Genomic DNA, 26,099 nt, shown 5'->3' with positions numbered 1-26,099 from the left:
ATCCTTGCCCCGCACTGCAAGTTACCCTCGATGGAGTGAATTTGAGCATGTTCGATTGACATATGTCTGCGAATTGAGACGAGGCCTTACGACAAGGCGTGCCAGGCCCTGGTCAGCGACTGACGGAACTGCTCGGTCTGGTGCGTGGTGAGATCGCGGACCATCCGCTCCTCCAGCTCCCGCACGGGCTCCTCGTGCCGGGCGAGGAGCTCGCGGCCGGCGTCGGTGAGCAGGATCAGCAGCTCCCGGCGGTTGCGCGGATTGCGCTCCCGGCGCACCAGTCCGCGGTTCTCCAGCGACCGTACGAGATCGGCGATGGACTGGGCGGTGACGAACGAGTCGCGGGCCAGCTGTGCCGCCGACAGCCCGTCGTGCCGCTCCAGGACCGTCAGGGCGGTGTACTGCAACGCCGTGATCCCGGACGGCTTGACCAGCTCGTCAAGGTGGGAACGGACGACGAGTTCCACTTGTTTGACCATGTAGAGCAGTGACGGGGCCGCCTTGGTCGCCTGGGTCTCGAGCATGAGTTCAGCCTAGAGCATTGACAGGAATCCTGTCCGTAATGAGACTGCGAACCAACAGGAAACCTGTTTGTTGAAATCTTGGCAATGGAGCTGAGGAGCGGTGATGACCACCTTCGAGATCGAACCCGGGCGGCTGTTCATCGGGGGACAGTGGCGCGAGGCCGCGGACGGAGCGCGCACCGAGGTGGTCGACCCGTCCCGGGGCGCCGTCGTCACCACCGTCGCGGAGGCGGGCGCCGCCGACGTGGACGCGGCCGTGCGCGCCGCACGGGAGGCCTTCGACGGCGGCTCCTGGTCCGGTCTGAGCGGCCGGGAGCGCGGTCGCATCCTGCACCGCGTCGCGGAGCTGATCCGCGAGAACGCCGACGAGATAGCCCGCCTGGAGAGTCTCGACGTCGGCAAGCCGATCACGCTGGCGCACGCCGTCGACGTGACGAACGCGGCCAACGACTACGAGCACTTCGCCGCCCTCGCCCACACCCTGCACGGCGCCAACCGCGACACCCCCATGAACGCCCTCGCCTACACCCGGCGCGAGCCGCTCGGCGTGGTCGCCGCGATCACTCCCTTCAACTTCCCGCTGATCCTGGCCGGCTCGAAGATCGCCCCGGCCCTGGCGGCGGGCAACACGATCGTGCACAAGCCGGCCGACGAGACCCCGCTCAGCGCCCTCTACATGGCCAGACTGTTCCAGCGGGCGGGGGTCCCCGACGGTGTGGTCAACGTCGTGACCGGCGCGGGCCCGGTCGCGGGCGAGGCGCTGCTGCGGCACAGTGGCGTCGACAAGATCGCCTTCACCGGCTCCACCGCGGTCGGCCGGCACGCCGCGAGCGTCGCCGGCGAGGCCCTCAAGCCGGTGACCATGGAGCTGGGCGGCAACGCGGCCCACATCGTCTTCGAGGACGCCGAGCTGGAGAAGGCCGTCGGCGCGATCATCAAGGGCTTCGTCTTCAACTCCGGCCAGTTCTGCATGGGCGGCCCGCGGCTGCTGGTGGCCCGCTCGGTCTACGCCACCCTGCTGGGCATCCTGGAACAGGCCGTGCCCGGCGTCCCGCTCGGCGACCCCCGGCTGCCGGAGACCGTCATCGGGCCGATGGCGGGGGAGAAGCATCTCAAGAAGGTCGAGGAGTACGTCGAGCTGGCCCGCAAGGAGGGCGCCCGCATCGTCTGCGGCGGCGAACGCCTCGATCTGGACGGCGGCTTCTACTACAAGCCCACGGTCATCGCCGACCTGCCGAACGACTCCCGGGTGATCCAGGAGGAGATCTTCGGCCCGGTCCTCACCGTGCAGCCCTTCGACTCCGAGGAGGAGGCGATCCGGCTCGCCAACTCCACGCCGTACGGCCTGGCTTCGGGCCTCCAGACGTCCAACCTCGCCCGCGCCCACCGCATCGCCGACAAGCTCCAGGCGGGCATCGTCTGGGTCAACGACTGGGCGATGCTCGACCCCGCGATCCCCTTCGGCGGCGTCAAGGACTCCGGATTCGGGCGTGAGTACGGCCCCGAGGCACTCGCCGCCTACACCAGGACCAAGTCCGTCGTCGTCTCGCTCGACTGAACGCGCCTGAAACCAAAGGGAGTTACCGCGATGCCCATCACCACCCGCGCCGCCGTCGTCGAGTCCGGCGGAGCACCGTTCACCCTCGCCGACGTCCAACTGGACGAGCCCGGGCCGCACGAGGCCGTCGTCCGCATGGTCGCCACCGGTCTGTGCCACACGGACCTCGGTGTGGCGAGCGGCGGGCTGCCCTTCCCGCTGCCCGGCGTCCTCGGTCACGAAGGCGCCGGTGTCGTCGAGGCCGTCGGCCCGGCCGTCACCGGCATCGAGCCCGGCGACCACGTCGTGCTGTCGTTCACGTCCTGCGGCGAGTGCGGCAACTGCAACGGCGGCCACCCGGCGTACTGCGCGACCTGGCTGCCGCTGAACCTCATCGGCGGCCGCCGGGCCGACGGCAGCAGCACCATCAGCCGGGACGGCGAGGCGCTCGGCGGCCACTTCTTCGGCCAGTCCTCCTTCGCCGAGAGAGCGCTGGTCGACGAGCGCAGCCTCGTCAAGGTCGACCCCGACGTGCCGCTGGAGTCGATCGCCCCGCTGGGCTGCGGCGTACAGACCGGTGTCGGCGCCGTGTGGAACGTGCTGAAGCCGGTCACAGGCAGCACGATCGTGGTCCTCGGCGCCGGGGCGGTCGGCCTGTCCGCCGTCATGGCCGCCGCCCTCACCCCCGCCACCACGATCGTCGCCGTCGACCGTGTCGGTGAACGCCTCTCCCTGGCAAGGGAGTTGGGCGCCACCCACACGATCAACGCGGGTGAGGCGGACCTCGTGGAGGCCCTCGCCGCGATCACCGGGGGACAGGGGGCGGACGGCGTCGTGGAGACCACCGGCAACGTCACCGTGCTGCGGCAGGGCGTCGACGCGCTCGGAGCCCGCGGCACCCTGGTCGTCGTCGGCGCCCCGCCGTTCGGCAGCGAGGTCGCCCTCGACGTCAACGGGCTGCTCGGCGGCAAGCGGATCGTCGGCCTCACCCTCGGCGACGCCGAGACGCAGTCCTTCATCCCCGCCCTGGTCGACCTGGTGAAGGCGGGGCGGCTCCCGCTGGACCGCCTGATCAGCACCTATCCGTTCGCGGACATCGACCAGGCGGTGCGGGACATGGGCGCGGGCAAGGCGATCAAGCCCGTACTGACGTTCTGACCCCGGTCAGTCCACCGTCAGAACCAGCTTTCCCGTGGTCCGGCCGGTGTCGCCGAGCCTGTGTGCCTCGGCGGCCTCGGCCAGCGGGAAGGTGCCGGCGATCGCGGGGCGCAGCTTCCCCGCCTCCACCAGCTCCGCGATCGCCTCCATGCCGGCCCGGTCGGCGTCGACGAGCATCCACACCGCTCGTACGCCGAGCCGCTCCGCCTCCTTCGCGTACTCGTCCTGGGCGACCGGAAGGATCGAGACGGCGAGTCCGCCCGGGCGCAGGACGCGCAGCGAGCGCAGGGTGTTGTCGCCGCCGATCGTGTCCAGCACGACGTCGACGTCCTTCACGGCCTCGGTGAAGTCCGTCTCCCGGTAGTCGATCGTCTCGTCCACGCCGATCCCGCGCAGGAACTCGTGCTTGCCCGCACTCGCCGTGCCGATCACATGGGCCCCGCGCGCCTTCGCGATCTGAACGGCCACATGCCCCACACCGCCGGCCGCCGCGTGGATCAGCACTCGCTGACCCGGCCGCAGATCGGCGTGTTCCACCAGCGCCTGCCAGGCGGTCAGCGACACCAGCGGAAGGGCTGCGGCCTGGACATGGTCGATCGCGGAGGGCTTGTGCGTCAGGGCGCGGGCCGGGGCGATGACGTACTCGGCGTGCGAGCCCACTCCGTACGGGTAGGGCAGCATCCCGAAGACCTCGTCACCCGGCGCGAAGGCGACGCCGAACCCGACCGCCTCGACCACGCCGGAGACGTCCCAGCCCAGGACGAACGGGGGCTCGCCCAGGAAGATGCCGGCGGCGCGGTGCTTCCAGTCGGTGGGATTGACTCCGGCGGCCCGCACCCGGATCAGCACCTCGTTCGCCCGTGGCTCGGGGCGTTCCACTTCCACTTCCTTCAGGACCTCGGGACCGCCGAGGACGTCCTGGCTGACAGCTCGCATCGTCGTCTTCACAGTGCTCATGGTGATCAAGCCTGCCGAGGTCCGGCCCGCAGGAAAATGGCATGATTGCCAACCTTCGATAGGATCGTGCCATGCGTGACATACAGCGGGTCGAGCGAGTCGTGGTTCTGGCCCTGGAGGGCGTCTACCCCTTCGAGCTGGGTATCCCCGCCCGGATCTTCGGCGCTGCCCAGGGCCGTTACGAGGTGCTGACCTGCACCGTCGACGGGCGACCCGTGCACACCAACGCCGACTTCACGATCGGCGTCGAGCACGGCCCGGAGATCCTGAGGACGGCGGACACCGTGGTGATCCCGCCCATCGACCCCGCGCGTGTCACCGCCGAGCTGCCCGACGAGGTCAGCGCCGCGCTCGCGATGATCCCCGCCGACGCACGTCTGGTCTCCATCTGCACCGGCGCGTTCGTGCTGGCGGCGGCCGGATATCTCGACGGCCGCACGGCGACCACCCACTGGCACCTGGCCGACCGGTTCCGCGGCATGTTCCCGCAGATCGCCCTCGACCCCGGGGTGCTCTTCGTCGACGACGGCATGGTGCTCACCTCGTCCGGTGCGGCCTCGGGGGTGGATGTGTGTCTGCACATCGTGCGCCGGGACCATGGCAGCGAACTGGCCAACTTCGTCGCCCGCTGCTGTGTGGTCCCGCCGTTCCGGGACGGCGGTCAGGCGCAGTACATCGAGCAGCCCGTGCCGGAACTCGGGGCGACGAGCACCGCCGCCACCCGGGCGTGGGCGCTCGCGCGCCTCGACGAACCGCTGACCCTCACCGACCTCGCCGCCCACGCCCGGATGAGCCTGCGCACCTTCGCCCGCCGCTTCCACGACGAGGTCGGTCTCAGCCCCGGCCGCTGGCTGATCCAGCAGCGGGTCGCCCGGGCCCGGCACCTGCTGGAGTCCAGCGACCTGCCGGTGGACCAGATCGCCGGCCACGTCGGCTTCGCCACCGGCGCCTCGCTGCGCCAGCATCTGCACGCCGCGATCGGGGTGTCGCCGCAGGCCTACCGGCGGACGTTCCAGACGACCGCCCGCTGAACCGAACGTTTCCCGCCCCTGCCACGTCTGAGGATCAGGACTGCGGTCGGTGAACAGGGGTGGGGATGCGCAGAGGATTGGTGGCACTGACGGCACTGACGGCACTGATGGCGGTGTCCGCCGCGGGGTGCGGGAGCGGGACCGAGGAGGACATGGTCGTCGAGGGCGCGGCACCGCCCACGCCCTACAGCGGACCGATGTACATCCACGGCAAGGCGTGGGACGAGGAGAAGGACGACCGCGCCGACCTCGTCGACACGGGTGCGGCGGCCCGGGCCCTGGAGTGCGACGGGGAGATCTTCACGGCCGGCGGCAGCGAACCGTGGAGCAAGGGCGACGGAGGCCGGACGCCGGAGGGCGGGCTCGAGGCGTACTTCGAGATCGAGCAGCCCGACGTACCGCTCGAGGGCTACCGGGTGGAGCGCGAGGAGGGCGGCCGTGTCCTCTTCTCCTACGACGTGGACGGCCGGACCAAGGTGGCGGTGATCGTCGCCAAGGACCGCAAGAACCGGCCCGGTTGGGGCCCGGAGACCAGCGCTTCCTGCGACCCGGCGGAGTTCCCGGCGAGCTGGACCGACTCCAGGGACTACGAGGTCTGGACCGACCGGAACGGCAAGCGGGTGCCGATCACCGTCATCAGCAGCTCGGTCGGCTCCGCCCACTGCGACTGGCAGAAGGCGCACTTCCTGGGCACGGGCGAGGGCAAGGACAGTGTCCTGTACGCCCGTGATCCGGACGGCGTGCTCGGCGACGAGATGCTGGAGACCCCCTACCGGGGCGACGTCACCATGCCGGCGGACGCCAAGGACACCGGATACCGCCTGCGGGACTGGAAGCTGTGGCTGACGGACGACAAGGAGACGGCGTACGTCCGCACCTCCGACGGTGTGGAGGCCTGGCCGCGGGTCAAGCAGGGCATGGGCTGCGCGTGAGGCGTCACCGGCTGGCGTGCAGGGCGACCAGCAACTGCCAGACCTGGTCGGCGATGTCCTGCGGGTCGCCCGCCAGCAGGCCGTGCAGCCAGTCGCCCAGCACGCCCGCGAATGTCGCGGCGACCGCCGAGGCCACCAGCGGGGCGTCGGCGGCACCCGCGAGTTCGCGCTCGCGGAGACTGTAGGCCCGCAGGTCGCGGTGGAGGACCCGCCCCAGCGGGCCGCCGCCGCCCGGGCTGAGCAGGGCCCGGTACAGCGCGGTATGGGGGGCGAGCGAGGCGAAGAACGCCGGCAGCGCGGGCGGTGCGTGCACCGGGTCGGGCCGTCCGCGCCAGGCGTGCAACGCCTCCACGGCCTCGCGTACGACGTCCGCGCAGGCGTCGACGGCCAGCGCCTCCAGGCCGTCGTAGTGGACGTAGAAGGTGGCCCGTCCGACCCCCGCCCGGCGTACCAGCGCGGCCACGCCGACTTCCGCGAGGGGGCGCTCGGCGCACTCCGCGAGCAGCGCTTCGCGCAGCTTCGCCCGGGTGCGCGCCGCGCGGGGGTCCTCGGGTGCGGTGCGGGTCATCGGGCCAGCAGGACCGCGCCCAGGGCGAGCGCACCGGGCAGGGCCTGCGCGGCGAGGATGCGGATGTTGGCGGTGACCGCGCCGTACACGCCCGCGACGACGACGCAGGACAGGAAGAACACCTGGGCGCGGAAGCCGGTCGGGTCGGCGGCGATCAGACCCCACACCAGGCCCGCGGCGAGAAAGCCGTTGTAGAGGCCCTGGTTGGCGGCCATCGGCGCGGTGGCCCTGGCCATCTCGCGGTCGAAGCCGTGGAAGGACATCCCCGGCTTCTTCTGCCACAGGAACATCTCCATCACCAGGATGTACGCGTGCAGCACGGCCACCAGGGCCACCAGCACGTTCGCTACCGCTTCCATGATCTCCCTCAGTGTCTTGGACAGGTGCCCACTATAGCTGGACACATGTCCAGGATGTCAGTGGCTCCCGATACCCTCCGGGCATGACTGATCAGGACGTGACGGTGCGGCGCGCCCGCGCGGAGGACATACCGGGACTGGTCGCCTCCAGCGCGCGGCTCTTCGCGGAGGACGGCGGCACCCGGGACGCGACCATCAACGTCCACTGGCCGCACGAGCACGGGGCGGCGTCGTTCGCGGCCGCGCTGGAGGACCCGGAGCGCCTCGTGCTCGTCGTGGACCATCAAGGGCGGGTGGTGGGACACCTGACGGGTTCGGTCACCGAGGCCACGGCCAGGCGGCTGGTCAAGTCCGCGACCCTGGTCAGCATGTACGTCCGGCCCGAGCACCGGCGGGCCCGGGCCGGGGCCGCTCTGGTGACGGAGTTCCTCGACTGGGCGCGGGCACAGGGCGCCGAGGAGGCCGAGGTGACGGCGTACGCGGCCAATACGGACGCGATCCGCTTCTACGAACGGGGCGGTTTCGCACCGCAGTTGGTGACCCTGCGGCAGGCGCTCGGAGGCGACAAAAAGAAAGGGCAAGGGGACTGAGCCCTCCTTGCCATGTTCAACATATAGCGCACCGGGGGGCTTGCGGCAAGGCCCCGGTGGTACCGCAGAATCTCCGCTCGAAGCCGGAAGACGCGGAGAACGGGGAGTCACGACGTGCGAGTTCTGTTGTCGACGTACGGGTCGCGCGGGGACGTCCAGCCGATGGCGGCGCTCGCCGTGGAGCTGCGGGCGCTCGGCGCGGAGGTACGGGTGTGCGCGCCGGCGGACGAGGAGTTCGCGAAGCTGCTGGACCGGGTCGGCGTGGAGTTGGTGCCGGCGGCCGACCCGGTGCGCGCGGTGGTGACGGGGACGGCGTCGCCGCTGCCGGGGGGCCTGCCGCAGCGTGCGGCCGCGATACTCGCCGCACAGTACGAGGCGGTCGGTGCAGCGGCCGACGGATGTGACGCGGTGGTGGCGACCGGCCTGCTCCCGGCCGCGGCCGGTGCGCGACTGGCGGCGGAGCGGGCGGGCGTCCCCTACGCCTTCGTGGCCTTCTTCCCGGGCTACCTGCCGTCGACGTACCTCCGGCCGCTCACCCGCCCGGGGCAGACGTTCCCGCCGGAGGTGACCGACATCCCGGAGCTGCACGACCTGGACGCGCAGTTCATGAACGAGGCGTTCGGCACGGGGCTCAACCTCCACCGGGCGTCCCTCGGGCTGCCGCCGGTGGACGACTTCCGCGGCTACGTCCTCACCGGCCGGCCCTTCCTGGCAGCGGACCCGGTCCTGGCACCGTGGCAGGAGCCCACGGCGCTCGACGTGGTGCAGACCGGCGCCTGGATCCTGCCGGACGACCGCCCGCTGCCGGACGAGCTGACGGCGTTCCTGGAAGCCGGCGAACCGCCGGTCTACGTCGGCTTCGGCAGCATGCCCATGGGCGGGACGGATGTCGCCCGGGTGGCCGTGGAGGCGGTGCGCGCGCACGGCCGCCGCGTGCTGGTCGGGCGGGGCTGGGCCGACCTGGCTCTCATCGACGACCGGGACGACTGCTTCGCCGTCGGCGAGGTCAACCACCAGGCGCTGTTCGGCCGCCTCGCCGCCGTCGTGCACCACGGCGGCGCGGGGACCACCACGACGGCTGCCCGGGCCGGCGTGCCCCAGGTCGTCGTGCCCCAGCTCGCGGACCAGCCATACTGGGCCGGGCGGGTGGCTGAGCTGGGCATCGGCGCGGCCCACGAGGGGCCGACGCCGACCGTCGAGTCCCTGTCGGCCGCGCTCGGCACCGCCCTGGCCGCCGAGACCCGCGAGCGGGCGAGGGCCGTGGCCGACGCCGTCCGTACCGACGGGGCGACGGTGGCCGCGAAGCACATCCTCGACATCGTCGGTCAGGAGAGGACCACCGCGTCCGGGTGATCCACGTGTGACCCCGGGCCGGCACGCACACCTCCGGCGACGCGCCGACCACGGCGACGGCGCGTCGCCCGGCTCGACCCCGGTCCGTCGAGTCGCCCTCGCACACCCAGCCGCGCGCCATGGCCGCACGCGACCTCATATCGGAGCTGATTACTTGAACACCCTGCCCACCAGCGCGTTCGACCTCCCCGACCGTCTCTCGTCCAAGGCCGACCCGGCGCTGATCGCCGGCGACGAGCAGCACTTCGCGGCCCTCGCCGAGTGCCTCGAGCAGTCCATCGCCGAGGTTTCCGGGCAACTCGACGCCGCGCGCAGGGCACCCGGCGGCATGGGCCGGCACGCGATGGACCGGGACACCGAGATCCACCGGCTGACCGCCCGCCTGCGCACCCTGCGCCGGTTCGGGCTCGACCTGTGCCTGGGACACATGGTCTCCGCCGACGACCCCGAGCCCCTCTACATCGGACGGCTGGGCCTGACCGACAGCTCCGGCCGCCGACTGCTGGTCGACTGGCGCTCGCCCGCCGCCGAGCCGTTCTTCGGCGCCACCCACGGCAACCCGATGGGGCTGACCAGCCGCCGCAGGTACCGCTGGACCGGCGGCCGGATCAGCGACTACTGGGACGAGGTGTTCACGGCCGACGGGCTGGAGCACCACGCCGCGCTCGACGACCAGTCCGCCTTCATCGCCAGCCTGGGCAGCAACCGCTCGCCCCGGATGCGGGACGTCCTGGGCACCATCCAGGCCGACCAGGACGCCATCATCCGCGCGAGCTCGCGCGGCGCACTCGTCGTCGACGGCGGTCCGGGCACCGGCAAGACCGTCGTCGCCCTGCACCGCTCCGCCTACCTCCTCCACTCCGACCCCCGCCTCGGTCACCGTCGCGGCGGCGTGCTCTTCGTCGGCCCGCACCGGCCGTATCTGTCGTACGTCTCGGACGTCCTGCCGAGCCTCGGCGAGGAGGGCGTGCAGACCTGCATCCTGCGGGACCTCGTCGCCGAAGGAGCCGCAGCTGGCATCGAGGCCGACCCGGAGGTGGCCCGGCTGAAGTCGTCCGCGGCACTGGTGGGGGCGATCGAGAAGGCCGTCAGGTTCTACGAGGAGCCGCCCGCCAAGGGGATGACGGTCACCACCCACTGGTCCGACATCCCGCTGAGCGCCGGTGAGTGGGCGGTGGCCTTCGACGCGGCGGAACCCGGCACCGCGCACAACGAGGCGCGCGACCAGGTCTGGGAGGAACTGCTCACCATCCTGATGGACAAGCACGAGGGCGACGTGTCGCCCGATCTGCTGCGCAAGTCGCTGCGGCAGAACAGGGAGCTGCGCACCGCCTTCGACCGCGCCTGGCCGCTGCTCGAAGCGACCGACCTCGTCGGAGACCTGTGGACGGTACCCGCCTACCTGCGGATGTGTGCCCCCTGGCTCACCCCCGACGAGGTGCGCACGCTCCAGCGCGCGGAGGCCCAGGCCTGGACGGTGTCCGACCTGCCGCTCCTGGACGCGGCCCGGCAGCGGCTCGGCGACCCGGAGACGGCCCGGCGCCAGGTCCGGCACAAGGCCGCCCTCGCCGCCCAGCGGGAGCAGATGACGCGGGTCGTCGACACGCTGATCGAGGCCGTCTCCAACTCGGGCGCCGACGGGGACGACGGCGAAGGCCTGGTGACGATGTTGCGCGGCGAGGACGCCAAGGTCAGCCTGGTCGACGAGTCCGAACTGGCCGTCGCCGACCCGGACCTGCTCGCGGGCCCGTTCGCGCACATCGTCGTGGACGAGGCCCAGGAGCTGACCGACGCCGAGTGGCAGATGCTGCTGCTGCGGTGCCCGTCGCGGAGTTTCACCATCGTCGGGGACCGCGCGCAGGCCAGGCACGGGTTCACGGAGTCGTGGCAGGAACGGCTGGAGCGGGTCGGGCTCGACCGGATCGAGATGGCCTCCCTGAGCATCAACTACCGGACGCCGGAGGAGATCATGGCGGAGGCCGAGCCGGTCATCCGGGCCGCGCTCCCGGACGCCAACGTGCCGACCTCCATCCGCAGCAGCGGTGTCCCGGTCGTCCACGGAGCGGTCACGGAGCTGGAGTCGGTCCTGGACACCTGGCTCGCCGCGCACGCCGACGGCATCGCCTGTGTCATCGGGGACCCCGCGTTCCGCGCGACGTCGAGGGTGCGGTCGCTGACCCCGGAGCTGTCGAAGGGGCTCGAGTTCGACCTGGTCGTCCTGGTCGACCCGGAGAAGTTCGGCCAGGGCGTCGAGGGTGCGGTCGACCACTACGTGGCGATGACCCGGGCCACCCAGCAGCTCGTCGTCCTCACCGGCTGACCCGCTGCCGCGCCCTCCTCCGGAGGGCGCGGCGCCGCCGACCCCCGTCCGATTCACAACTGTGCTGGTCAGTATGGGCATTTGTCGATGTGTGGTTGCTGGCTGAGCGTGACGGAACCCTCACCTCCGCCCGGGTCGTGAGGTTGATCTTTTCGGGTCCAAACCCGATAAGCTCCCCTCTGACGCCGCGAGTTGACCAGCTCACCATCGGTCGTCGCGCGACGCGTCCCACTCGGTGCGATTCCCCTTGCACACCCCCCCGTTGTTCGATTGTGTTGCTTCGAAGGATGCAGATGGAACTCGCCACTCCGCCACCGGCGGCGCGGGCCCCTGTCGCCTGGTACGGCTGGTGGCTGATGCCGCTGGCCTTGGGAGGCGGGACGGTTGCCGCCACGTTCATGAGCTCGGAGGGCATCACCGCGGCCGTCGCCGGGGCCGCGGCGACGGCGGCGAGCTCCGTGTGCGTCCGCCTCCTGGTCCGCACCCGCGAGGAGTTGCGGCGGGCCGAGGGATCCTTCCGCACCTCGCAGGCCGAGCACTCCCAGCAGTGGCAGCAGCATGTGGCCGCCCTGGAGCGGAAGTTCGCCGCCGAGTACACCGCCCAGGACCACCGGCTGGCCGAGCAGTCCGCCGTCTATGAGTCCCAGCTCGCCGAGCAGGCGCGTGCCTACGAGCAGCGGCTGACCGACCAGGCGGCCTCGTACGAGTCCCAGCTCGCCGACCGGGCCGAGATCTGGGAGGAGCAGCTGGCGCACCAGCTGTCCGCGGTCGCCCGGCTCGCCGACGAGCAACTCCCGCAGGCGCTCGCGCAGTTGCGGGCCGGCGACGCCATCGACGATCTGCTGCCGGCCACCGAACAGTGCGCCAAGGTGAGCGCCGAGCTCCAGGCCGAGCTCCGCAAGGTCATGAGGACCTCGCTGATCGGTGTCGAGCGGGAGTTCGACCGCTCGACCTCCGCCGAGCAGGCCGTGATCAGCATCGGCAACCGTATCCATGTGCTGACCAGCAAGCTCCGTGGCCGTCTGCACGAGATGCAGGGCGAGCACGGCCGACTGCCCTCCGTGGCACGCGGTCTGATGGAGCTGGACCAGGAGATCGGCCCCGCCGACTGTCTCGCCGCCAGCATCGGTGTGCTGGGCGGCTCGGACCGGCCCGGCCGGCAGTGGCAGGAGCCCCAGCGGCTGCTCAGTGTGGTCCGCGGCGGCATCGGCCGGATCAAGGAGTTCCAGCGGGTCGACGTACGCCATCTGCCCGAACTCGGCGTCGACGGCGGTCTGGTGGACCACCTCACGCTGATCTTCGCGCACCTCCTGGACAACGCGGCCCGCTACTCGCCGCCCACCGAACCGGTGATCGTCTCCGGCAAGGAAGTGCCCAACGGCGTCGGCATCGAGATCCAGGACTCCGGCAAGGGGCTGAGCGAGCAGAAGAAGCTCGAGGCCGAGCAGGCGCTGACCGGCACCGGGGCCGGACCGGGTCTCGGCGGCATCACCGAGGACGCCACCATCGGCCTCAGGGTCGTCGGCATCCTGGCCCGCCGCTACGGCATCCGCGTCACCTTCGCGGACTCGCCCTGGCTCGGCACCTCGGTGGTCGTCGTGGTCCCGCACAAGTACTTCAGCCCGCTGCCCGCGGCGGCACCGGTGGCGCAGCCCGCCGCCCCCGCCAGGGCAGCGGCCCCGCAGGCACCGGCCGAGGAAGCGGCGGACACCACACCGGGCGGACTGCCCCGGCGCCGCAGCAGGCGCGGTGAGGAACAGCGGCAGCCGACGGCCGAGCGCACCGAGGCGACCACGGGGGCGGGCGTCTTCGCCGTCCCTCCGGACGCGTCGTTCGTCGGCCTCGCCGCGTTCGCCACCGCCGGACGGGAGTCCCAGGAGGCGGCCGGCCGGCCCGACGGCCGCGAGTCCACCGAGCACCGCACTGAAGAGAGCGACAAGTCCACATGACGCAACAGGGAACCGACGTGAGCTGGGCGCTCCGGGACCTCGTGGAGTCCATCCCGGAGATCCGCTTCGCCCTGGTGGCCTCCAGCGACGGCAAGGCCATCACCTCCTTCGGCGCCGAGGACCCCGACGACGTGGACCGCTTCGCGGCGGTGGTGGCGGGTCTGCAGGCGCTGGCCCAGCCGGTCGCGGAGCAGTTCGTCCGGCCCGGCGGACAGCGGGGACAGTTGCGGCTGGCGATGATCGAGGTCGACGGCGGTCACCTCTTCGTTGTCCGCGCGGGGGTGGAGACGTATCTCGGTGTGCTCGCCCGTGAAGGCCTCGACCAGGGACTGCTCGGGCACCAGATGAGGGACCTGGCCCGCAGGATGGGCGAGCTCCTCGGCACCTCTCCGCGCCTGGAGGAGCACTCTGGATGAGTGCTCGTTCCGGGCCCACGGACCCGTCCGGTCTCGAGCGTTACTACGTCCTCACCGGGGGACGCAGCGGGCCGGCCGGGTTGGCGTCGAGCCTTGACGTGGCGACCCTCATCGTCTCCCGCACCGCCCCTGTTCCGGGGCTGCAGCACGAACACGAGGAGATCCTCCGGCGCTGCCGCGAGCCGCTGTCGGTGGCGGAACTCGGCGCCCACCTGGGACTGCCCTTCAACATTCTCGCGGTGCTGCTGACGGACCTGCTCGAGGCGGACCGCGTGGAAGCCCGTGACCCCGTCCCGGCGCACGACGCCCGTCGCGGGCCCGACCTCGCGCTCCTTGAGGAGGTACTCAGTGGACTTGAACGGCTTTGACCGGCTCGGCCGGCCGGACGACGGGGAGACCCGCTCGGTCAAGGTGATGATCGCCGGTGGCTTCGGCACCGGGAAGACCACGCTGGTCGGCTCGGTGAGCGACATCAGGCCACTGACCACCGAGGAGACCCTCACCGAGGCCAGCGCCGGCGACGACCGCCTCGTCGGGGTCGCCGACAAGACGGAGACCACCGTCAGCCTGGACTTCGGCAAGATCCGCCTCAACGACAGCCTGATGCTGTACCTGTTCGGCACCCCGGGCCAGGAGCGGTTCTGGTTCCTGTGGAACGGCCTGTTCAAGGGAGCGCTCGGCGCGGTCGTCCTGGTCGACACCCGGCGTCTGTCCTCCAGCTTCCGGGCGATCGAGGAGATGGAGCGGCAGAACGTCCCCTTCGTCGTCGCCCTGAACGTCTTCCCGGACTCCCGGCACTATCCGGTCGAGGAGATCCGGGACGCCCTGGACATCCCCCCGCACATCCCGGTCGTGGCCTGCGACGCCCGGGACCGGGGCTCCAGCCGTGATGTCCTGGTCGCCCTGATACGTCATGTGAAGGACCGCTTCGCCGTCGCCCTGGAGCCCCGATGAACGAGCAGACTCCACCCGGTCCCGACGCGCCCCGCGGGTGCCCCGTCGCGCACGGCGGGGCAGAACTCACGCGGCTGTACGGTCCGGACACGGCCACCGACCCGCAGGCCGTCTACGAGCGGCTGCGCAAGGAGCACGGCTCCGTCGCACCGGTGCTGCTGGAGGGCGATGTCCCCGCCTGGCTGGTGCTCGGTTACCGCGACAACCGGCGGGTGCTGGACAACCCTCGTCAGTTCAGCCGGGACGCCCGCATCTGGCGGGACTGGCGGGAGGGCCGGATAGCGGAGACCTCTCCGCTGGTGCCGATGCTGGGCTGGCGGCCCGACTGTGTCTCCCAGGACGGAGAGCCGCACCGCAGGCTGCGCGGCGCGGTCACCGACGGACTGCTGGCCGCCTCGAGCCGTGGCATCCGGCGGCATGCCACGTACTTCGCGAACAGACAGATCGACATGTTCGCCGCCGCCGGGCGCGCCGACCTGGTGGCCGACTACGCCGAGCACCTGCCGATGCTCGTGCTCACCCGGATCCTGGGGCTGCCCAAGGCGGACGGGCTCCGCCTGATCGAGTCGTGCGCCCAGGTCTTCAAGGGCGGCGAGGGCGCCCTCGTGCACAACGAGCGCATCATGCAGATCCTGGGCGAACTCGCCCGGCGCAAGCGGTCCGAACCGGGCGCTGACTTCACCACCGCCCTGCTGGAGCATCCGGCGGCGCTGGACGAGGACGAGGTCGTCAGCCATCTGCGGTTGGTGCTGATCGCCGCCCACACCACGACCAGCAACCTGCTGGCCCGGGTGCTGCAGCTGGTCCTGACGGACACGGCGCGGCTGTCCGGGCTGATCAGCGGTCAGCTGAACGTGTCCGCCGTGGTGGAGGAGGTCATGTGGAACAGCCCACCGCTGGCCGTCCTGCCGGGGCGGTTCGCCACCACTGAGCTGGAGCTCGGCGGGCACGGCATCCAGGAGGGCGACCTGCTGCTCCTCGGCCTCGCCCCGGGCAACGCCGACCCCGAGATCCGGCCCGACGAGGGCGTGGCGGTCCAGGGCAACCAGTCGCACCTGGCCTTCAGCGCCGGTCCGCACGAGTGCCCCGGGCAGAGCATCGGCCAGTCCATCATCGAGGTCGGCGTGAACGTCCTGCTGCACCGGCTGACGGGCCTGTGCCTGGCCGTGGCGCCGGAGGAGCTCAGCTCGACCGCCTCCACTTGGGAGTTCCGGCTGGACAGTCTGCCGGTCGAGTTCGCCGTCTAGGGCCCACCGGGGACCGCTGCCCGGCCGGTTTCCGGCCGGGCAGTACCGCGTCTGGAGGAACAGGATCGAGGCGTCAGCCGTCGAGCCAGTCGCCCTCGACGCCGGTGGGACGGTATCCGGTGGCGTTCCAGAGGAAATGCGGGTGGGCGCCGGCGAACATGTAGGCGAGCAGTGCGGTGTCCTCCCTCCCGGTCCGAGGGTCGTGCAGGGTGTGGAACCTCTCCGATCCGACCACGCCGGAGTCCTGCTGGACTTCACGGGCGCGGGCCGTGGACGGTGCTGCTCTGGATGCCTCCACGGCGGCGATGTAGGTGCGGCGCAAGATCTCCCAGGTGCTGTCGACGTCGCCGTACCAGGGGCCGTGCAGCGCTTCGAAGGCATGGAGCTCGGCGTCGAAGAGGGGCCAGGTACCGGGGTACCGGTCTCGGCAGCGTGCGGAGAGCTCGGCGGTCCGGGTGCTCAGTGCCGGTGCGGTGGGCCGCGGGGCCAGGGTGAGGGTGGTGCCGTCGGTGAGGATGCCGGTGCACGCGTTGGGCTGCAGGTCGCACAGGGGGCACGCCTCGGCCGGGGGGAGGCCCTGGGTGATGCCGTCGAACCACAGGGCGTGGCGGCCGGTGAGTCCCATCCAGACGATGGTGGTGGTCATCAGCCAGGTGTTCCACATCGGTTCATGCGCCTCGGGCATGCAGCCGTACTTGACGAGGGCGATGGCGCAGGCCGCGTAGAGGGCCTTGGTGTGGGCGGGCATGTCGGCGAGCCAGAAGTTGCTGATCTCGCCGGTGAGGGCGTCGGCCCGTACGTCGGTCATGTCGTCGATGACGCGGCACAGCAGCAGGGAGGCGAGGTTCTCCTCCTGCCAGAGTTCGCTGTCGGGTGCGACGTGCCAGAACAGGCAGTCCAGCATCTGCAGGACCGAGTAGGCGCTCTGGGTCAGTGGGTTGGTCTGGGGGAGCGTGACGCGGCCCAAGGCGTGCTGCTGGAGCCAGTACTCGTCGACGGATCGTTTGTGGGCCGAGAAGACTCCGCTGACCAGGGCTCGTGCGCTGTTGGTGCTGAAGTTCTCGGCCAGGCGGCCTTCGACGTGTCGGGTGAGGCGCGTGGTGTCGATGGTGTCGATCACGCGTTTGTACTCGTGGAAGACGAGGATGTCGTCCTCGAAGCGGTGGCGGTGGCCGAGGTCTCGTTCGAGGTCGTTCAGCTGCCGGGTCCAGGACCAGCCACCGGTGAGGACGCTGTCGAGTTCCCGGCGGTGTGGCCAGGTCTTCACGGTGAGGGGCCGGCCGGCGCTCTGCCGCCAGCGGTAGTCGTCCAGCGTGCGGGCGGGGGGCGTGGGTATCCGACGGCACAGCGGGCAGGTGCAGACGGCCGTCCGCTCCTCCTCGCGCGGCGGGGTGAGCGCCCGGCTCCGCCAGGCCCCTTCCAGCATCGCGCAGGTCAGTCGGCAGAGTTCGATGTCGGTGCCGACCTGGGGGAAGGCCGCTTCGATCACGCGCAGGCCGGTGTCGAGGCGCCTCAGCCTGAGGTGGCCCTCCTCGTCGGGCGGAAGGAACGCGGGCTGCGCCTGCTGGAGGGCTCCCTCCAGGTGGAGCGTGGTGCCCAAGTGGCGGGACCCGAGTGCGTCGAGCCGCTGCCGTGCGGCGTTCTGGGACTTCCGGGACTGTTCCGTACTCCCCTTGATCCACTTCTCCAGGAGGCGGGCCAGGGTGTCGCCCGCCTCCGCGGACCGGACCTGGGCGGGGGTGTCGAAGGGGAGACCGAGGGTGGCGTCCTGAGGCATGCGGTTCCTTTCGGGAGACGGCGCGCAGAGCCCCCGCCCCTGCGGACGTGGGCGGCAGGGGAACCGCCCACGCGCTCGAACTGGGCCTCCCGGTACGGAAGTTGAACCGAGAAGCGGAACGAGGCTCCCCAGAGAGTAAATGATCTACGCCATGACCCGGCGGTGATCTCCGTTACTGCTCAGGCCTCTTGAGCTGCGTACACTCCCACCCCTCCCACAAAGGTGAGCGCCACCCTCGTCCCCGCGACCTCCTCAAGCGGACGATCGAACGGGTCCCGGTCCAGGACCACCAGATCCGCCAGCGCCCCCGCCCGCACCCGGCCGGATTCGTCGAGGTGGTTCACATACGCCGAGCCCGCGGTGTAGGCGGTCAACGCCTCGGTGAGACCGATGCGTTCGGCGGGCAGGAACACCCGAGCGCCTTCGCCGTCCGGGGCCACGCGGTTGACCGCGACATGGATCCCCTCCAGCGGATCGGGGCTGCTGACCGGCCAGTCGCTGCCCGCGGCGAGCCGGGCACCGGAGCGCAGCAGCGCGCCGAACGGGTACTGCCACGAGGCCCGTTCGGGACCCAGGAAGGGAATGGTGAGCTCGTCCATCTGGGGTTCGTGGGCCGCCCACAGGGGCTGGATGTTGGCGGTGGCGCCGAGCCGGGCGAAACGCGGCACGTCGTCGGGGTGCACGACCTGAAGGTGTGCCAGGTGGGGGCGGGTGTCGCTCGGTCCGTTGGTGGTGCGGGCGGCCTCGATCGCGTCCAGGGCGTCGCGTACGGCCCGGTCGCCCAGGGCGTGGAAATGGCACTGGAAGCCGAGGGCGTCCAACTCGGTGACGTACTTGGGCAGTTGTGCGGGGTCGATGAAGCTCGTGCCCCGGTTGGCGGTGGCGCAGCCGCACTTGTCCAGATACGGGTCGAGCAGCGCGGCCGTCCCGGTCTCGGCGACCCCGTCCAGCATCAGCTTGACCGTGCCCACCCGGAACCGGCCGTGGCTCAACGCGGCCCGCAGCTCCACGAGTTCGGGGATCTGCTCGGCCCCGCGCTCGCGGTCCCACCACAGGGAGCCGACGACACGCGCGGTGAGCGAACCGTCCCGGGCGGCCGTCAGATACGCGTCGGAGGGGTCGTCCATGCCGAGGAAGGTTCCGACGAGCGCGTCCTGCCAGGCCGTGATGCCGAGGGAGTGCAGATGGCGCTGGGCGTGCAGCAGGGCGGCGAGCCGGTCGGCCGGTGTGGCCTGGGGAGTGAGGCGCCCGACGAGCTGCATCGCGCCTTCCTGGAGCGTGCCGCTCGGCTCGCCCGAGCCCGAGGCGTCCCGCTCGATCCGTCCGTCGGCGGGATCGGGCGTGTCCCGCGTGATGCCGGCGAGTTCGAGGGCGCGGCTGTTGACCCAGGCGCCGTGATGGTCCCGGTTGGGCAGATAGACCGGCCGGTCGGGGACGACGGAGTCCAGCAGTTCCTTCGTCGGCGTACCGCCCTCGAAGGCCTCCATCGACCAGCCGCCGCCGGTGATCCACTCCCGCTCCGGATGCGCGGAGGCGTACGCGCGCACGGCGGCCACGGTCTCCTTCGCCGTCTTTGCCCGGGTCAGGTCGCACTGGGTGAGTTCGAGGCCGGCCGGGACCGGGTGGATGTGCGCGTCCTGGAAGCCGGGCAGCAGCAACCGCCCCGCCAGATCGACCACTTCGGTGCGGGGCCCGCTGAGCTCCAGGACTTCGTCGTGTCCTACGGCGGTGATGCGGTCGCCGGTGACGGCCACGGCGGTCGCGGTGCGGCCCTCGGGGGTGAGGACGGGGCCGCCGGTGAAGATGAGGTCTGCGTGCATGTTCCGTTCCTGTGAGGTCGGTTGGGTGTGACCGAGCGGACCGGGCGGAGTCCGATGCCGGGTACGGCAGCGCCCTTGCAGGGGCGCTGGGCTGTATCGATATGCGGCTCCGCCGCGTGGGCGCGGCAAGCCCCCACCGGCCCGCAGACGAGTCACCGCGCCTCCAGCGAAGTGCTCAGCAGCTGCGGCGCATCCGCATCCGTACCTGAGCCCGTACGGAAGTACGGCGAGCGCCGCACCCACCTGGCCCACGCGGCGGCCACGAAGCCCGACGCGATCATCGCCAGGGGAGTGCTGAGCAGGAACCAGCCGTTGTCCGCGCTGAGTTCGAAGTGATCGGTGGAGGTGTAGAAGGACCAGCCGAGATAGCCGCCGAGGCCGAGCAGGGCCAGCGCGCTCAGGGTGGGCAGCACCACGGCCCGGACGCCCTGCTTCCAGTCCTCGCGCAGCAGCGAGCGGAAGCGCACCGCCGCCGCGAGGGCCGTCAGGGCGTACGACAGGGCGACCACGATGCCGACCGCGCTCACCGTCGCCATGATCATGTCCGCGAGCCGCGGGATGACCAGGGCGAGGGCCGCGACCCCCGCCGCCAGGGCGCCGATCAGCACGGTCCCGGTGGCCGGAGTGCCGTACCGGGAGCTGACCTTGGACCACACCGGGCCGAGGGTACGGTCCCGGCTCATCGCGAACATCCCCCGAGCCGTCGGGATCACCCCGGCCTGAAGCGAGGCCACCGCCGAGAACATGAGCGCCACCAGGGGCAGCGCGGCCAGCGGCTGCGAGGCGAGCCGGTCGCCGAAGTACGCCAGCCCCTCGGCCCCGTGCCCAGCCAACTCCTGTTCGGACAGCACCCGTTGGAAAGCGACCGAACCGAGCAGGAACAGCACCAGCATGGTCCCCAGGGTGGTGAGGCCGGCGCGGGACGCGTCCCGTGGGTCGCGCACCTCCTCCGACACACTGAACGCGCTCTCGAAGCCCCAGTAGCAGAACACCGACAGCAGCATGCCCTGGGCCAGCGCGGTCGCCGACGGGATCGCGAACGGGTCGAACCAGCTCAGGCTGAAGGGGTGCGGGCCGGTGACGATGCCGTATCCGCAGAAGCCCAGCAGGACGACGTACTCGAAGACCAGCAGTCCGCCCTGCAGCCGGGCGGCCGTCCGCACCCCCGTGACGGCGGTCAGGGTGACCGCGACCAGGACGAACACGCCCAGCGCGGTCGTCTGCGCGGTCGAACCCGGGTCCAGTGCGAGGCCGCCCAGGCGGTGCAGTCCGGCGTCGCCCGCCAGTTGGATCAGTGCCGAGCCGGTGACGGCGGTGGTGTAGGCGAGGAAGGCCACCGTCGCCACGATGTTCACCCAGCCGACCATGAAGCCGAGCCAGGGGCTGAGCGAACGGCCCACCCACACATAGCCGTTGCCCGCGTTGGGCTCGACACGGTTGAGCCGGGAGTAGGCGCCGGCGATACCGAGGACCGGCAGGAACGCCAGCAGCATGATCGCCGGCAGATGCAGTCCGACGACCCCGGCCGTGACACCGAGCCCGATGCCGATGCTGGTGGTCGCGGCCGTGCTGGAGGCGGCGATGGCGACGCCGTCGAGGACGCCGAGGGACTTGCGCAGGGTGGGCCCTGTGGAGGGGGCGTGGTCGGGCATGGCCGGTTCTCCGCTCGCACCGGGGGGCCTGACAGGCCCCGGTGAGCCGACATGAAACTGTCCCGGGGCTTAACAGGTCAACGGTGTTGTCATAAGGTGCGGCCACGAGCCGGCGACCACGGCCCACGGAGGCACCCATGAGCGACCGCGTCGTCCCGCCCACCGCCCGGCGGCGAAGGCGCCCCACCAAACAGGGCGTCGTCCTGTCCGAGGAGCTGATCGTCGAGACGGCGCTCAGGCTGATCGAGGAGCACGGCGCCGACGCCCTCTCGGTGCGCCGCCTCGGCCACGCCCTCGGCGCCGACCCCAGCTCGCTGTACCGCTACTTCCGGCACACCGACGACCTGATGCTCGCCGTCGCCGACGAACTCATCGGCCGGACCCTGCGCATCTGGCGCCCGACCGGCGACTGGCGCGCCGACCTGCGCGACCTCGGCCTGCGTATGCACGCGGGCGCGCTCGCCCACCCCCGCGCGGCGGTGCTCAGCTCGCACCGGGTCACCGGCCGCGGTCACGAGATCCAGGCGGTGGAGACCATCCTCGGCGTGCTGCGCGACGCGGGCTTCCCCGACGCCGACGCGGTGCGGATCTACCACGCCTTCGTCGACCAGTCCCTCGCCTTCGCCGCCCTCGACTCGGCGAGCACCGCGCTGCCGAAGCCGGCCCGGGACGCGGAAGCGACCGTGTGGCGGACGACGTACGCCAAGCTGCCCCCCGACACCCACCCGCACATCGCCGCGACCGCCCGCCACCTCGTGACCGACATGCCGCGCAGCTCCTACCCGGCCGCACTGGACATGCTGCTGAGCGCGGCGGCGGCCCGACTCGCGGAGATCGGCGACTAGCGCGAGGCCCCTCGAGCCACACTGGGTACGTCCGTCAACACCGCCCCGACAGGAGAGCGTTCACCCATGACGAACCCGCCCGCGCGCCCCGCCGAGCAGCGCAAGCAGGACACCCTGAACCGCCTGGAGCACGACGAGGACGTGTGGGTCGCCACCGCGAACGCCGAAGGGGGAGTGCCGTTCCTCGTGCCGCTGTCCTTCTGCTGGGACGGTTCGACCCTGCTCCTGGCCACTCCGGCCACCAGTCCCACCGGCCGGAACCTGAAGGCGACGGGCAGGACCCGCCTCGGCCTCGGGCCGACCCGGGACGTCGTGATGATCGAGGGGACGGTCGAGACGTTCACCGCCGCCGAGCTGGGTGAGGAGGAAGCCGACCGCTTCGCGGCCGCCACCGGCTTCGAGCCGCGGGAACTCGCCACGCCCTACCTGTACTTCAGGGTCCGGCCGACCAGGGTGCAGGCCTGGCGCGAGGTCAACGAGCTCGCCGGACGCGAGCTGATGCGGGACGGCAAGTGGCTGGTCGCCGACTGAACCGGGCGGTTCGGGATATCCGGGAGGTGGAGGGCGGCGGGACAGGAACGTTTCGCGCCCCGGACCGTTCGGAGGAGACATGGCACTGGTCAAAGCAGGCCTCGTGGTGCTCGACTGCGCCGAACCGGAGAAGCTCGCCGGGTTCTACAAGGAACTGCTGGAGGCCGAGGAGACCCACGAGAGCGCCAACCGCGTGGAGATCCTGGGCGCCGGAGGGACCCGGCTGGCGTTCCGCCGGGACATGAACGCGACGCCGCCGAGCTGGCCGCGCCCCGAGAACTCCCTCCAGGTCCACCTCGACTTCGTCGTCGAGGACCTGGACGAGGCCGAGCGCAAGATCGTCGGGCTCGGCGGGCGGCCCCTGGAAACGAAGGACGCCTCCGGCCCGCATGAGGAGCGCGGGTACGCCGACCCGGCGGGACACTCCTTCACCCTGCGCTGTGTCCCGCCGACGGCGCCCAAATCAGGCTGACGTCAGTCCCGGCCGCCCTTGTCGTCGGTCGGCCAGACCCCGGTGGACCGCTCGATGGCCTTCGCTCCCGTGCGGTCCACCGCGCTGCGCACCACCGCGAAGATGGCGCCCTGGACGGCCGCGGCCACCAGGATCTCTCCCCAGCCCCGATCCCGGTCCAGCGCGTCGGGAGCGTCGTCCTCGTGGCGTATCGCCTTCCACGTCTTCTGGAAGGCGAGGCCCGCCAGCGCACCGCTCGACCAGCCCAGCGCGAACCCGACGGGCTTGTAGAAGAGGGGGAGCTTCAACTTCTTCTTCTTGGCCATGTATGTCTCCTGCGTTCGTGTCGGTCAGTGCCGGTCAGTGCCGGTCAGGGCCGGTCAGTGTCGTCCGGCACCGGGTCCGGCGGTGTCCCGTCGCCGAACGGCCGGCCGCCCAACTCCTCGCGGTGATGCGCGGTCAGCCAGCCCTCCGTGTCCGGCCCGAGCGGCACGATGCCGGTCGGGTTGATTCCGGAGTGCACCTGGTAGTAGTGCCGTTTGATGTGGTCGAAGTCGACCGTGTCACCGAAGCCCGGCGTCTGGTAGAGGTCGCGGACGTAACCCCACAACACCTGGTTCTCCGTCAGCTTCCAGCGGTTGCACTTGAAGTGACCGTGATAGACGGCGTCGAAACGGACCAGCGTGGTGAACAGCCGGATGTCCGCCTCCGTGATCGTGTCACCGACCAGATAGCGCTGCCGGGCCAGCCGCGGCGTCAGCAGCTCCAGGCGCCTGAAGACGCCCGCGCAGGCTTCCTCGTACTCCTTCTGTTCCGTGGCGAACCCCGCCCGGTACACACCGTTGTTCACGTCCTCGTAGACGTCCGCCATCACGCTGTCGATCTCGTCGCGCAGCGCCCTCGGGTACAGGTCCGGAGCACCGTCGCGGTGCAGGGCCGTCCACTCGGTGGCGAGGTCCAGGGTGATCTGCTGGTAGTCGTTGGTGACCAGCTTGCCGCTCGGCACGTCCACGATCGCGGGCACGCTCACCCCGCCGGGGTGGCCGGGCTCACGCCGGTCGTAGGCCTCGCTCAGGAAGCGGATGCCGAGGACCGGGTCGCGGTCGTCCGGATCGAGGGTGAAGCGCCAGCTGCGGTCGTCCTGGATCGGGTCCGCGACGGCCAGTGACAGGGCGTCCTCCAGACCGAGCAGCCGCCGCGCCACCAGGGACCGGCTCGCCCACGGACAGGCCCGGCTGACGACCAGCCGGTAGCGGCCCGCCTCCACGGGCCATCCGTCACGGCCGTCCGCGGTGACGCGGTCGGTGAAATGGGCCTTGGACCGCTTGAACGTCTTGCTGCCGTACGCGCGGTTGCCGCTCATGCTGCCTCCTGCCTTGCGGGCACTCCTCCCACCGCGTTCCCAGATTTCGGCGTGTGAGCCGCCCTGCCGGGGGCAGTCGGCGAAGGTGAGCGGGACATCCACCGAAAACTCCGCAACCAAGGCCGACCGGCGGACACGGGTCACCGTGCTGGTCGCGCTGCTCGCCAACCTGGTGATCGCGGTCGCCAAGGCCGTCGGCGGCCTGATCGCGCACTCGCCGGCCCTGCTGTCGGAGGCGGCCCACTCCGTGGCCGACAGCCTCAACGAGGTCTTCCTCCTCGCCGCGCTGCGCCGCAGCCGCCGCCCCGCCGACCGGCGCCACCCCTTCGGCTACGGCAAGGAGCGCTACTTCTGGTCGCTGCTCGCCGCCGTCGGCATCTTCGTCATGGGCGGCTGCTTCTCCTTCTTCCAGGGCTTCGAGGCCCTGCGCGGCGGCGCCGAGGAGGAGCTCAGCGGCTACGTCGCGGGCCTGATCGTGCTCGGGGTCGCCCTCCTCGCCGAAGGCGCCTCCCTGGTGCGGGCCCTGTATCAGGTGCACCGGCAGGGCGGCACCGGGGGCGGCCTGCGCGACCCGGCCCTGCGCACGGTGATCGCCGAGGACGGCACGGCGGTGCTCGGCGTCACTCTCGCCATGGCGGGCATGGCCCTGCACATGATCACCGGTGAGGTCGTGTGGGAGGCGTCCGCGTCGCTGGCGATCGGGGCGCTGCTCGTCTTCGTCGCCTACCGGCTCGGCCGCGACGCACGCGACCAGCTGATCGGCGCCGCCGCCGACCCGCGGACCAGCGACCGGATCCGGTCCCTGCTGGCCGCGCAGCCCGAGATCGACAGCGTGGAAGCGCTGTTCACGATGCAGACGGGGCTGGAGTCCTGCCTGGTGGCCGCCCGGGTCGACCTGATGCCGGGGCTCGACAGCGAACGGGTCGAGGAGGTCGCCGTCCGTATCAAGCGGTCGGTCGCCGCGACCTTCCCCGAGACGGACCAGATCTTCCTGGACATCACCGACCGGCCCGCCCGGGAGGCACGAGAAAGCCCCGCCGCGACGGGGGAACGCGGCGGGGCCTGAGGCTCAGGTGCCCGGCGGGTGGAGCTTCATGCGTACCCGCGCAAGATTTTTGTCCGAGGGCGGGGACGCACGTCCGGATCAGTCCGTGTCGGCCGGTTCGAGCACGAAGACCGGGATCTCCCGGTCCGTGTTCTTCTGGTAGTCGGCGTACGGCGGATAGGCCGCCACCGCGCGCTCCCACCACTCGGCCTTCTCGGCGCCGGTGACCTCGCGGGCGGTCATGTCCCGCTTCTCCGGCCCGTCCTGGAGCTCCACCCGGGGATCGGCCTTGACGTTGTGGTACCAGACCGGGTGCTTGGGTGCCCCGCCCAGGGAGGCGACGGCGGCGTACCGCCCGTCGTGCTCGACCCGCATCAGCGGAGTCTTGCGGATCTTGCCGCTCCTGGCACCCAGGGTGGTGAGGATGATGACGGGCATTCCCGTGTCCTGCAGAGTGGTGCCCTTGGTGCCGCCGGAGCTTTCGTACAGCTCCACCTGCTCGCGCACCCACCCGGTAGGACTGGGTTCGTACTCGCCCTCGAGAGGCATGGCATCCGTCCCATCGTCGTCGTGTCCTACGGCTTGCTGACTGCCATCGTGCCTCAACACCGGAGCCCCGGGGATTCATCCGTTCCGGAGATTCGGGTTCGATCGGGCTTCATGACCTCGGAGGTAATCGCGCACGGCCGGTCCCCGCGGGCACAGTGAGACCCGGACGAA

26 protein-coding genes are annotated in these 26,099 nt (G+C 71.3%); 16 read left to right on the top strand and 10 right to left on the bottom strand.

The window, feature by feature from the left end; all coding sequences use genetic code 11:
* Nucleotides 1-86: 86 nt before the first annotated feature.
* A complete protein-coding gene (locus QF037_RS06975; RefSeq protein ID WP_307022897.1) occupies nucleotides 87-524 on the bottom strand; it encodes a MarR family winged helix-turn-helix transcriptional regulator in 438 nt (145 codons plus the stop codon).
* A 103-nt stretch (nucleotides 525-627) separates the two neighbouring features.
* On the opposite strand from QF037_RS06975, the gene QF037_RS06970 reads away from it, so the two are divergent.
* A complete protein-coding gene (locus QF037_RS06970) occupies nucleotides 628-2,082 on the top strand; it encodes an aldehyde dehydrogenase family protein (RefSeq protein WP_307022896.1) in 1,455 nt (484 codons plus the stop codon).
* Between the two features lie 30 nt (nucleotides 2,083-2,112).
* A complete protein-coding gene (locus QF037_RS06965; protein WP_307022894.1) occupies nucleotides 2,113-3,219 on the top strand; it encodes an NAD(P)-dependent alcohol dehydrogenase in 1,107 nt (368 codons plus the stop codon).
* Nucleotides 3,220-3,225: 6 nt separating this feature from the next.
* Here QF037_RS06965 and QF037_RS06960 read toward each other — a convergent pair whose 3' ends face one another.
* Nucleotides 3,226-4,176: an NADP-dependent oxidoreductase gene (locus QF037_RS06960; protein ID WP_307022892.1), complete on the bottom strand. Its 951-nt coding sequence runs from the start codon at nucleotides 4,174-4,176 to the stop codon at nucleotides 3,226-3,228.
* Nucleotides 4,177-4,247: 71 nt separating this feature from the next.
* Between QF037_RS06960 and QF037_RS06955 the strand changes: the two genes are divergently transcribed.
* Both QF037_RS06955 and QF037_RS06950 read left to right on the top strand, forming a co-directional pair.
* Nucleotides 4,248-5,207, top strand: a complete 960-nt coding sequence (locus tag QF037_RS06955) for a GlxA family transcriptional regulator (RefSeq protein WP_307022891.1) — start codon at nucleotides 4,248-4,250, stop codon at nucleotides 5,205-5,207.
* Nucleotides 5,208-5,272: 65 nt separating this feature from the next.
* Nucleotides 5,273-6,139 carry a hypothetical protein gene (locus QF037_RS06950; RefSeq protein WP_307022889.1) on the top strand — a complete coding sequence of 289 codons (867 nt, stop codon included), beginning with the start codon at nucleotides 5,273-5,275 and terminating at the stop codon, nucleotides 6,137-6,139.
* A 4-nt stretch (nucleotides 6,140-6,143) separates the two neighbouring features.
* On the opposite strand, the gene QF037_RS06945 is transcribed toward QF037_RS06950, so the two are convergent.
* A complete protein-coding gene (locus QF037_RS06945) occupies nucleotides 6,144-6,707 on the bottom strand; it encodes a TetR/AcrR family transcriptional regulator (protein ID WP_307022887.1) in 564 nt (187 codons plus the stop codon).
* Nucleotides 6,704-7,066, bottom strand: coding sequence for a DUF1304 domain-containing protein (locus QF037_RS06940; RefSeq protein WP_307037033.1), 363 nt, complete (start codon nucleotides 7,064-7,066; stop codon nucleotides 6,704-6,706). The genes QF037_RS06945 and QF037_RS06940 overlap by 4 nt, the downstream gene beginning before the upstream one ends.
* A gap of 83 nt (nucleotides 7,067-7,149) precedes the next feature.
* Between QF037_RS06940 and QF037_RS06935 the strand changes: the two genes are divergently transcribed.
* The 8 genes from QF037_RS06935 to QF037_RS06900 all read left to right on the top strand — a co-directional run bounded on the left by QF037_RS06935 (nucleotide 7,150) and on the right by QF037_RS06900 (nucleotide 15,895).
* Nucleotides 7,150-7,656: a GNAT family N-acetyltransferase gene (locus tag QF037_RS06935; protein ID WP_307022885.1), complete on the top strand. Its 507-nt coding sequence runs from the start codon at nucleotides 7,150-7,152 to the stop codon at nucleotides 7,654-7,656.
* A gap of 114 nt (nucleotides 7,657-7,770) precedes the next feature.
* Nucleotides 7,771-9,009 carry a glycosyltransferase gene (locus QF037_RS06930; RefSeq protein WP_307022883.1) on the top strand — a complete coding sequence of 413 codons (1,239 nt, stop codon included), beginning with the start codon at nucleotides 7,771-7,773 and terminating at the stop codon, nucleotides 9,007-9,009.
* Nucleotides 9,010-9,163: 154 nt separating this feature from the next.
* Nucleotides 9,164-11,329, top strand: coding sequence for an RNA polymerase recycling motor ATPase HelR (helR, locus tag QF037_RS06925; protein ID WP_307022880.1), 2,166 nt, complete (start codon nucleotides 9,164-9,166; stop codon nucleotides 11,327-11,329).
* Nucleotides 11,330-11,622: 293 nt separating this feature from the next.
* On the top strand, nucleotides 11,623-13,278 hold the full coding sequence (locus QF037_RS06920) for an ATP-binding protein (protein WP_307022878.1): 1,656 nt from the start codon (nucleotides 11,623-11,625) through the stop codon (nucleotides 13,276-13,278).
* Nucleotides 13,275-13,694 (top strand): roadblock/LC7 domain-containing protein, encoded by a 420-nt coding sequence (locus QF037_RS06915; protein WP_046256912.1) that lies wholly within the window; start codon nucleotides 13,275-13,277, stop codon nucleotides 13,692-13,694. Before QF037_RS06920 ends, QF037_RS06915 begins: the two co-directional genes overlap by 4 nt.
* Complete coding sequence (locus QF037_RS06910; RefSeq protein WP_307022875.1) at nucleotides 13,691-14,062, top strand: DUF742 domain-containing protein; 372 nt, start codon at nucleotides 13,691-13,693, stop codon at nucleotides 14,060-14,062. The genes QF037_RS06915 and QF037_RS06910 overlap by 4 nt, the downstream gene beginning before the upstream one ends.
* Entirely contained in the window at nucleotides 14,043-14,648 is a 606-nt protein-coding gene (locus QF037_RS06905) for a GTP-binding protein (protein WP_307022873.1), read from the top strand. Before QF037_RS06910 ends, QF037_RS06905 begins: the two co-directional genes overlap by 20 nt.
* Complete coding sequence (locus QF037_RS06900) at nucleotides 14,645-15,895, top strand: cytochrome P450 (RefSeq protein WP_307022871.1); 1,251 nt, start codon at nucleotides 14,645-14,647, stop codon at nucleotides 15,893-15,895. Before QF037_RS06905 ends, QF037_RS06900 begins: the two co-directional genes overlap by 4 nt.
* A 73-nt stretch (nucleotides 15,896-15,968) precedes the next feature.
* Here QF037_RS06900 and QF037_RS06895 read toward each other — a convergent pair whose 3' ends face one another.
* From QF037_RS06895 to QF037_RS06885, 3 genes are all read right to left on the bottom strand, one after another.
* Nucleotides 15,969-17,672: a hypothetical protein gene (locus tag QF037_RS06895; RefSeq protein ID WP_307022869.1), complete on the bottom strand. Its 1,704-nt coding sequence runs from the start codon at nucleotides 17,670-17,672 to the stop codon at nucleotides 15,969-15,971.
* A 179-nt stretch (nucleotides 17,673-17,851) separates the two neighbouring features.
* Nucleotides 17,852-19,492, bottom strand: coding sequence for an amidohydrolase (locus tag QF037_RS06890; protein ID WP_307022867.1), 1,641 nt, complete (start codon nucleotides 19,490-19,492; stop codon nucleotides 17,852-17,854).
* Between the two features lie 152 nt (nucleotides 19,493-19,644).
* Nucleotides 19,645-21,144 (bottom strand): APC family permease, encoded by a 1,500-nt coding sequence (locus QF037_RS06885; protein WP_307022865.1) that lies wholly within the window; start codon nucleotides 21,142-21,144, stop codon nucleotides 19,645-19,647.
* Nucleotides 21,145-21,281: 137 nt separating this feature from the next.
* On the opposite strand from QF037_RS06885, the gene QF037_RS06880 reads away from it, so the two are divergent.
* The 3 genes from QF037_RS06880 (at nucleotide 21,282) to QF037_RS06870 (ending at nucleotide 22,992) form a co-directional block, all read left to right on the top strand.
* Nucleotides 21,282-21,989, top strand: coding sequence for a TetR/AcrR family transcriptional regulator (locus QF037_RS06880; protein WP_307022863.1), 708 nt, complete (start codon nucleotides 21,282-21,284; stop codon nucleotides 21,987-21,989).
* A 66-nt stretch (nucleotides 21,990-22,055) separates the two neighbouring features.
* A complete protein-coding gene (locus QF037_RS06875; protein ID WP_307022861.1) occupies nucleotides 22,056-22,520 on the top strand; it encodes a pyridoxamine 5'-phosphate oxidase family protein in 465 nt (154 codons plus the stop codon).
* Between the two features lie 79 nt (nucleotides 22,521-22,599).
* Nucleotides 22,600-22,992 carry a VOC family protein gene (locus QF037_RS06870; RefSeq protein WP_307022859.1) on the top strand — a complete coding sequence of 131 codons (393 nt, stop codon included), beginning with the start codon at nucleotides 22,600-22,602 and terminating at the stop codon, nucleotides 22,990-22,992.
* Nucleotides 22,993-22,994: 2 nt separating this feature from the next.
* Here QF037_RS06870 and QF037_RS06865 read toward each other — a convergent pair whose 3' ends face one another.
* Nucleotides 22,995-23,297: a DUF4235 domain-containing protein gene (locus tag QF037_RS06865; RefSeq protein WP_307022857.1), complete on the bottom strand. Its 303-nt coding sequence runs from the start codon at nucleotides 23,295-23,297 to the stop codon at nucleotides 22,995-22,997.
* A gap of 44 nt (nucleotides 23,298-23,341) precedes the next feature.
* Nucleotides 23,342-24,334 carry a glutathione S-transferase family protein gene (locus tag QF037_RS06860; RefSeq protein ID WP_307022855.1) on the bottom strand — a complete coding sequence of 331 codons (993 nt, stop codon included), beginning with the start codon at nucleotides 24,332-24,334 and terminating at the stop codon, nucleotides 23,342-23,344.
* Between the two features lie 145 nt (nucleotides 24,335-24,479).
* Here QF037_RS06860 and QF037_RS06855 point away from each other — a divergent pair, with 145 nt between their 5' ends.
* On the top strand, nucleotides 24,480-25,400 hold the full coding sequence (locus QF037_RS06855; RefSeq protein ID WP_373463946.1) for a cation diffusion facilitator family transporter: 921 nt from the start codon (nucleotides 24,480-24,482) through the stop codon (nucleotides 25,398-25,400).
* 78 nt (nucleotides 25,401-25,478) lie between these two features.
* Here QF037_RS06855 and QF037_RS06850 read toward each other — a convergent pair whose 3' ends face one another.
* A complete protein-coding gene (locus QF037_RS06850) occupies nucleotides 25,479-25,928 on the bottom strand; it encodes a nitroreductase family deazaflavin-dependent oxidoreductase (RefSeq protein ID WP_307022851.1) in 450 nt (149 codons plus the stop codon).
* Between the last annotated feature and the right edge of the window lie 171 nt (nucleotides 25,929-26,099).

It is taken from the genome of Streptomyces canus, assembly GCF_030815415.1.
Taxonomy (GTDB): domain Bacteria; phylum Actinomycetota; class Actinomycetes; order Streptomycetales; family Streptomycetaceae; genus Streptomyces; species Streptomyces canus_F.
This window is presented reverse-complemented; position numbering and strand designations above follow the sequence as displayed.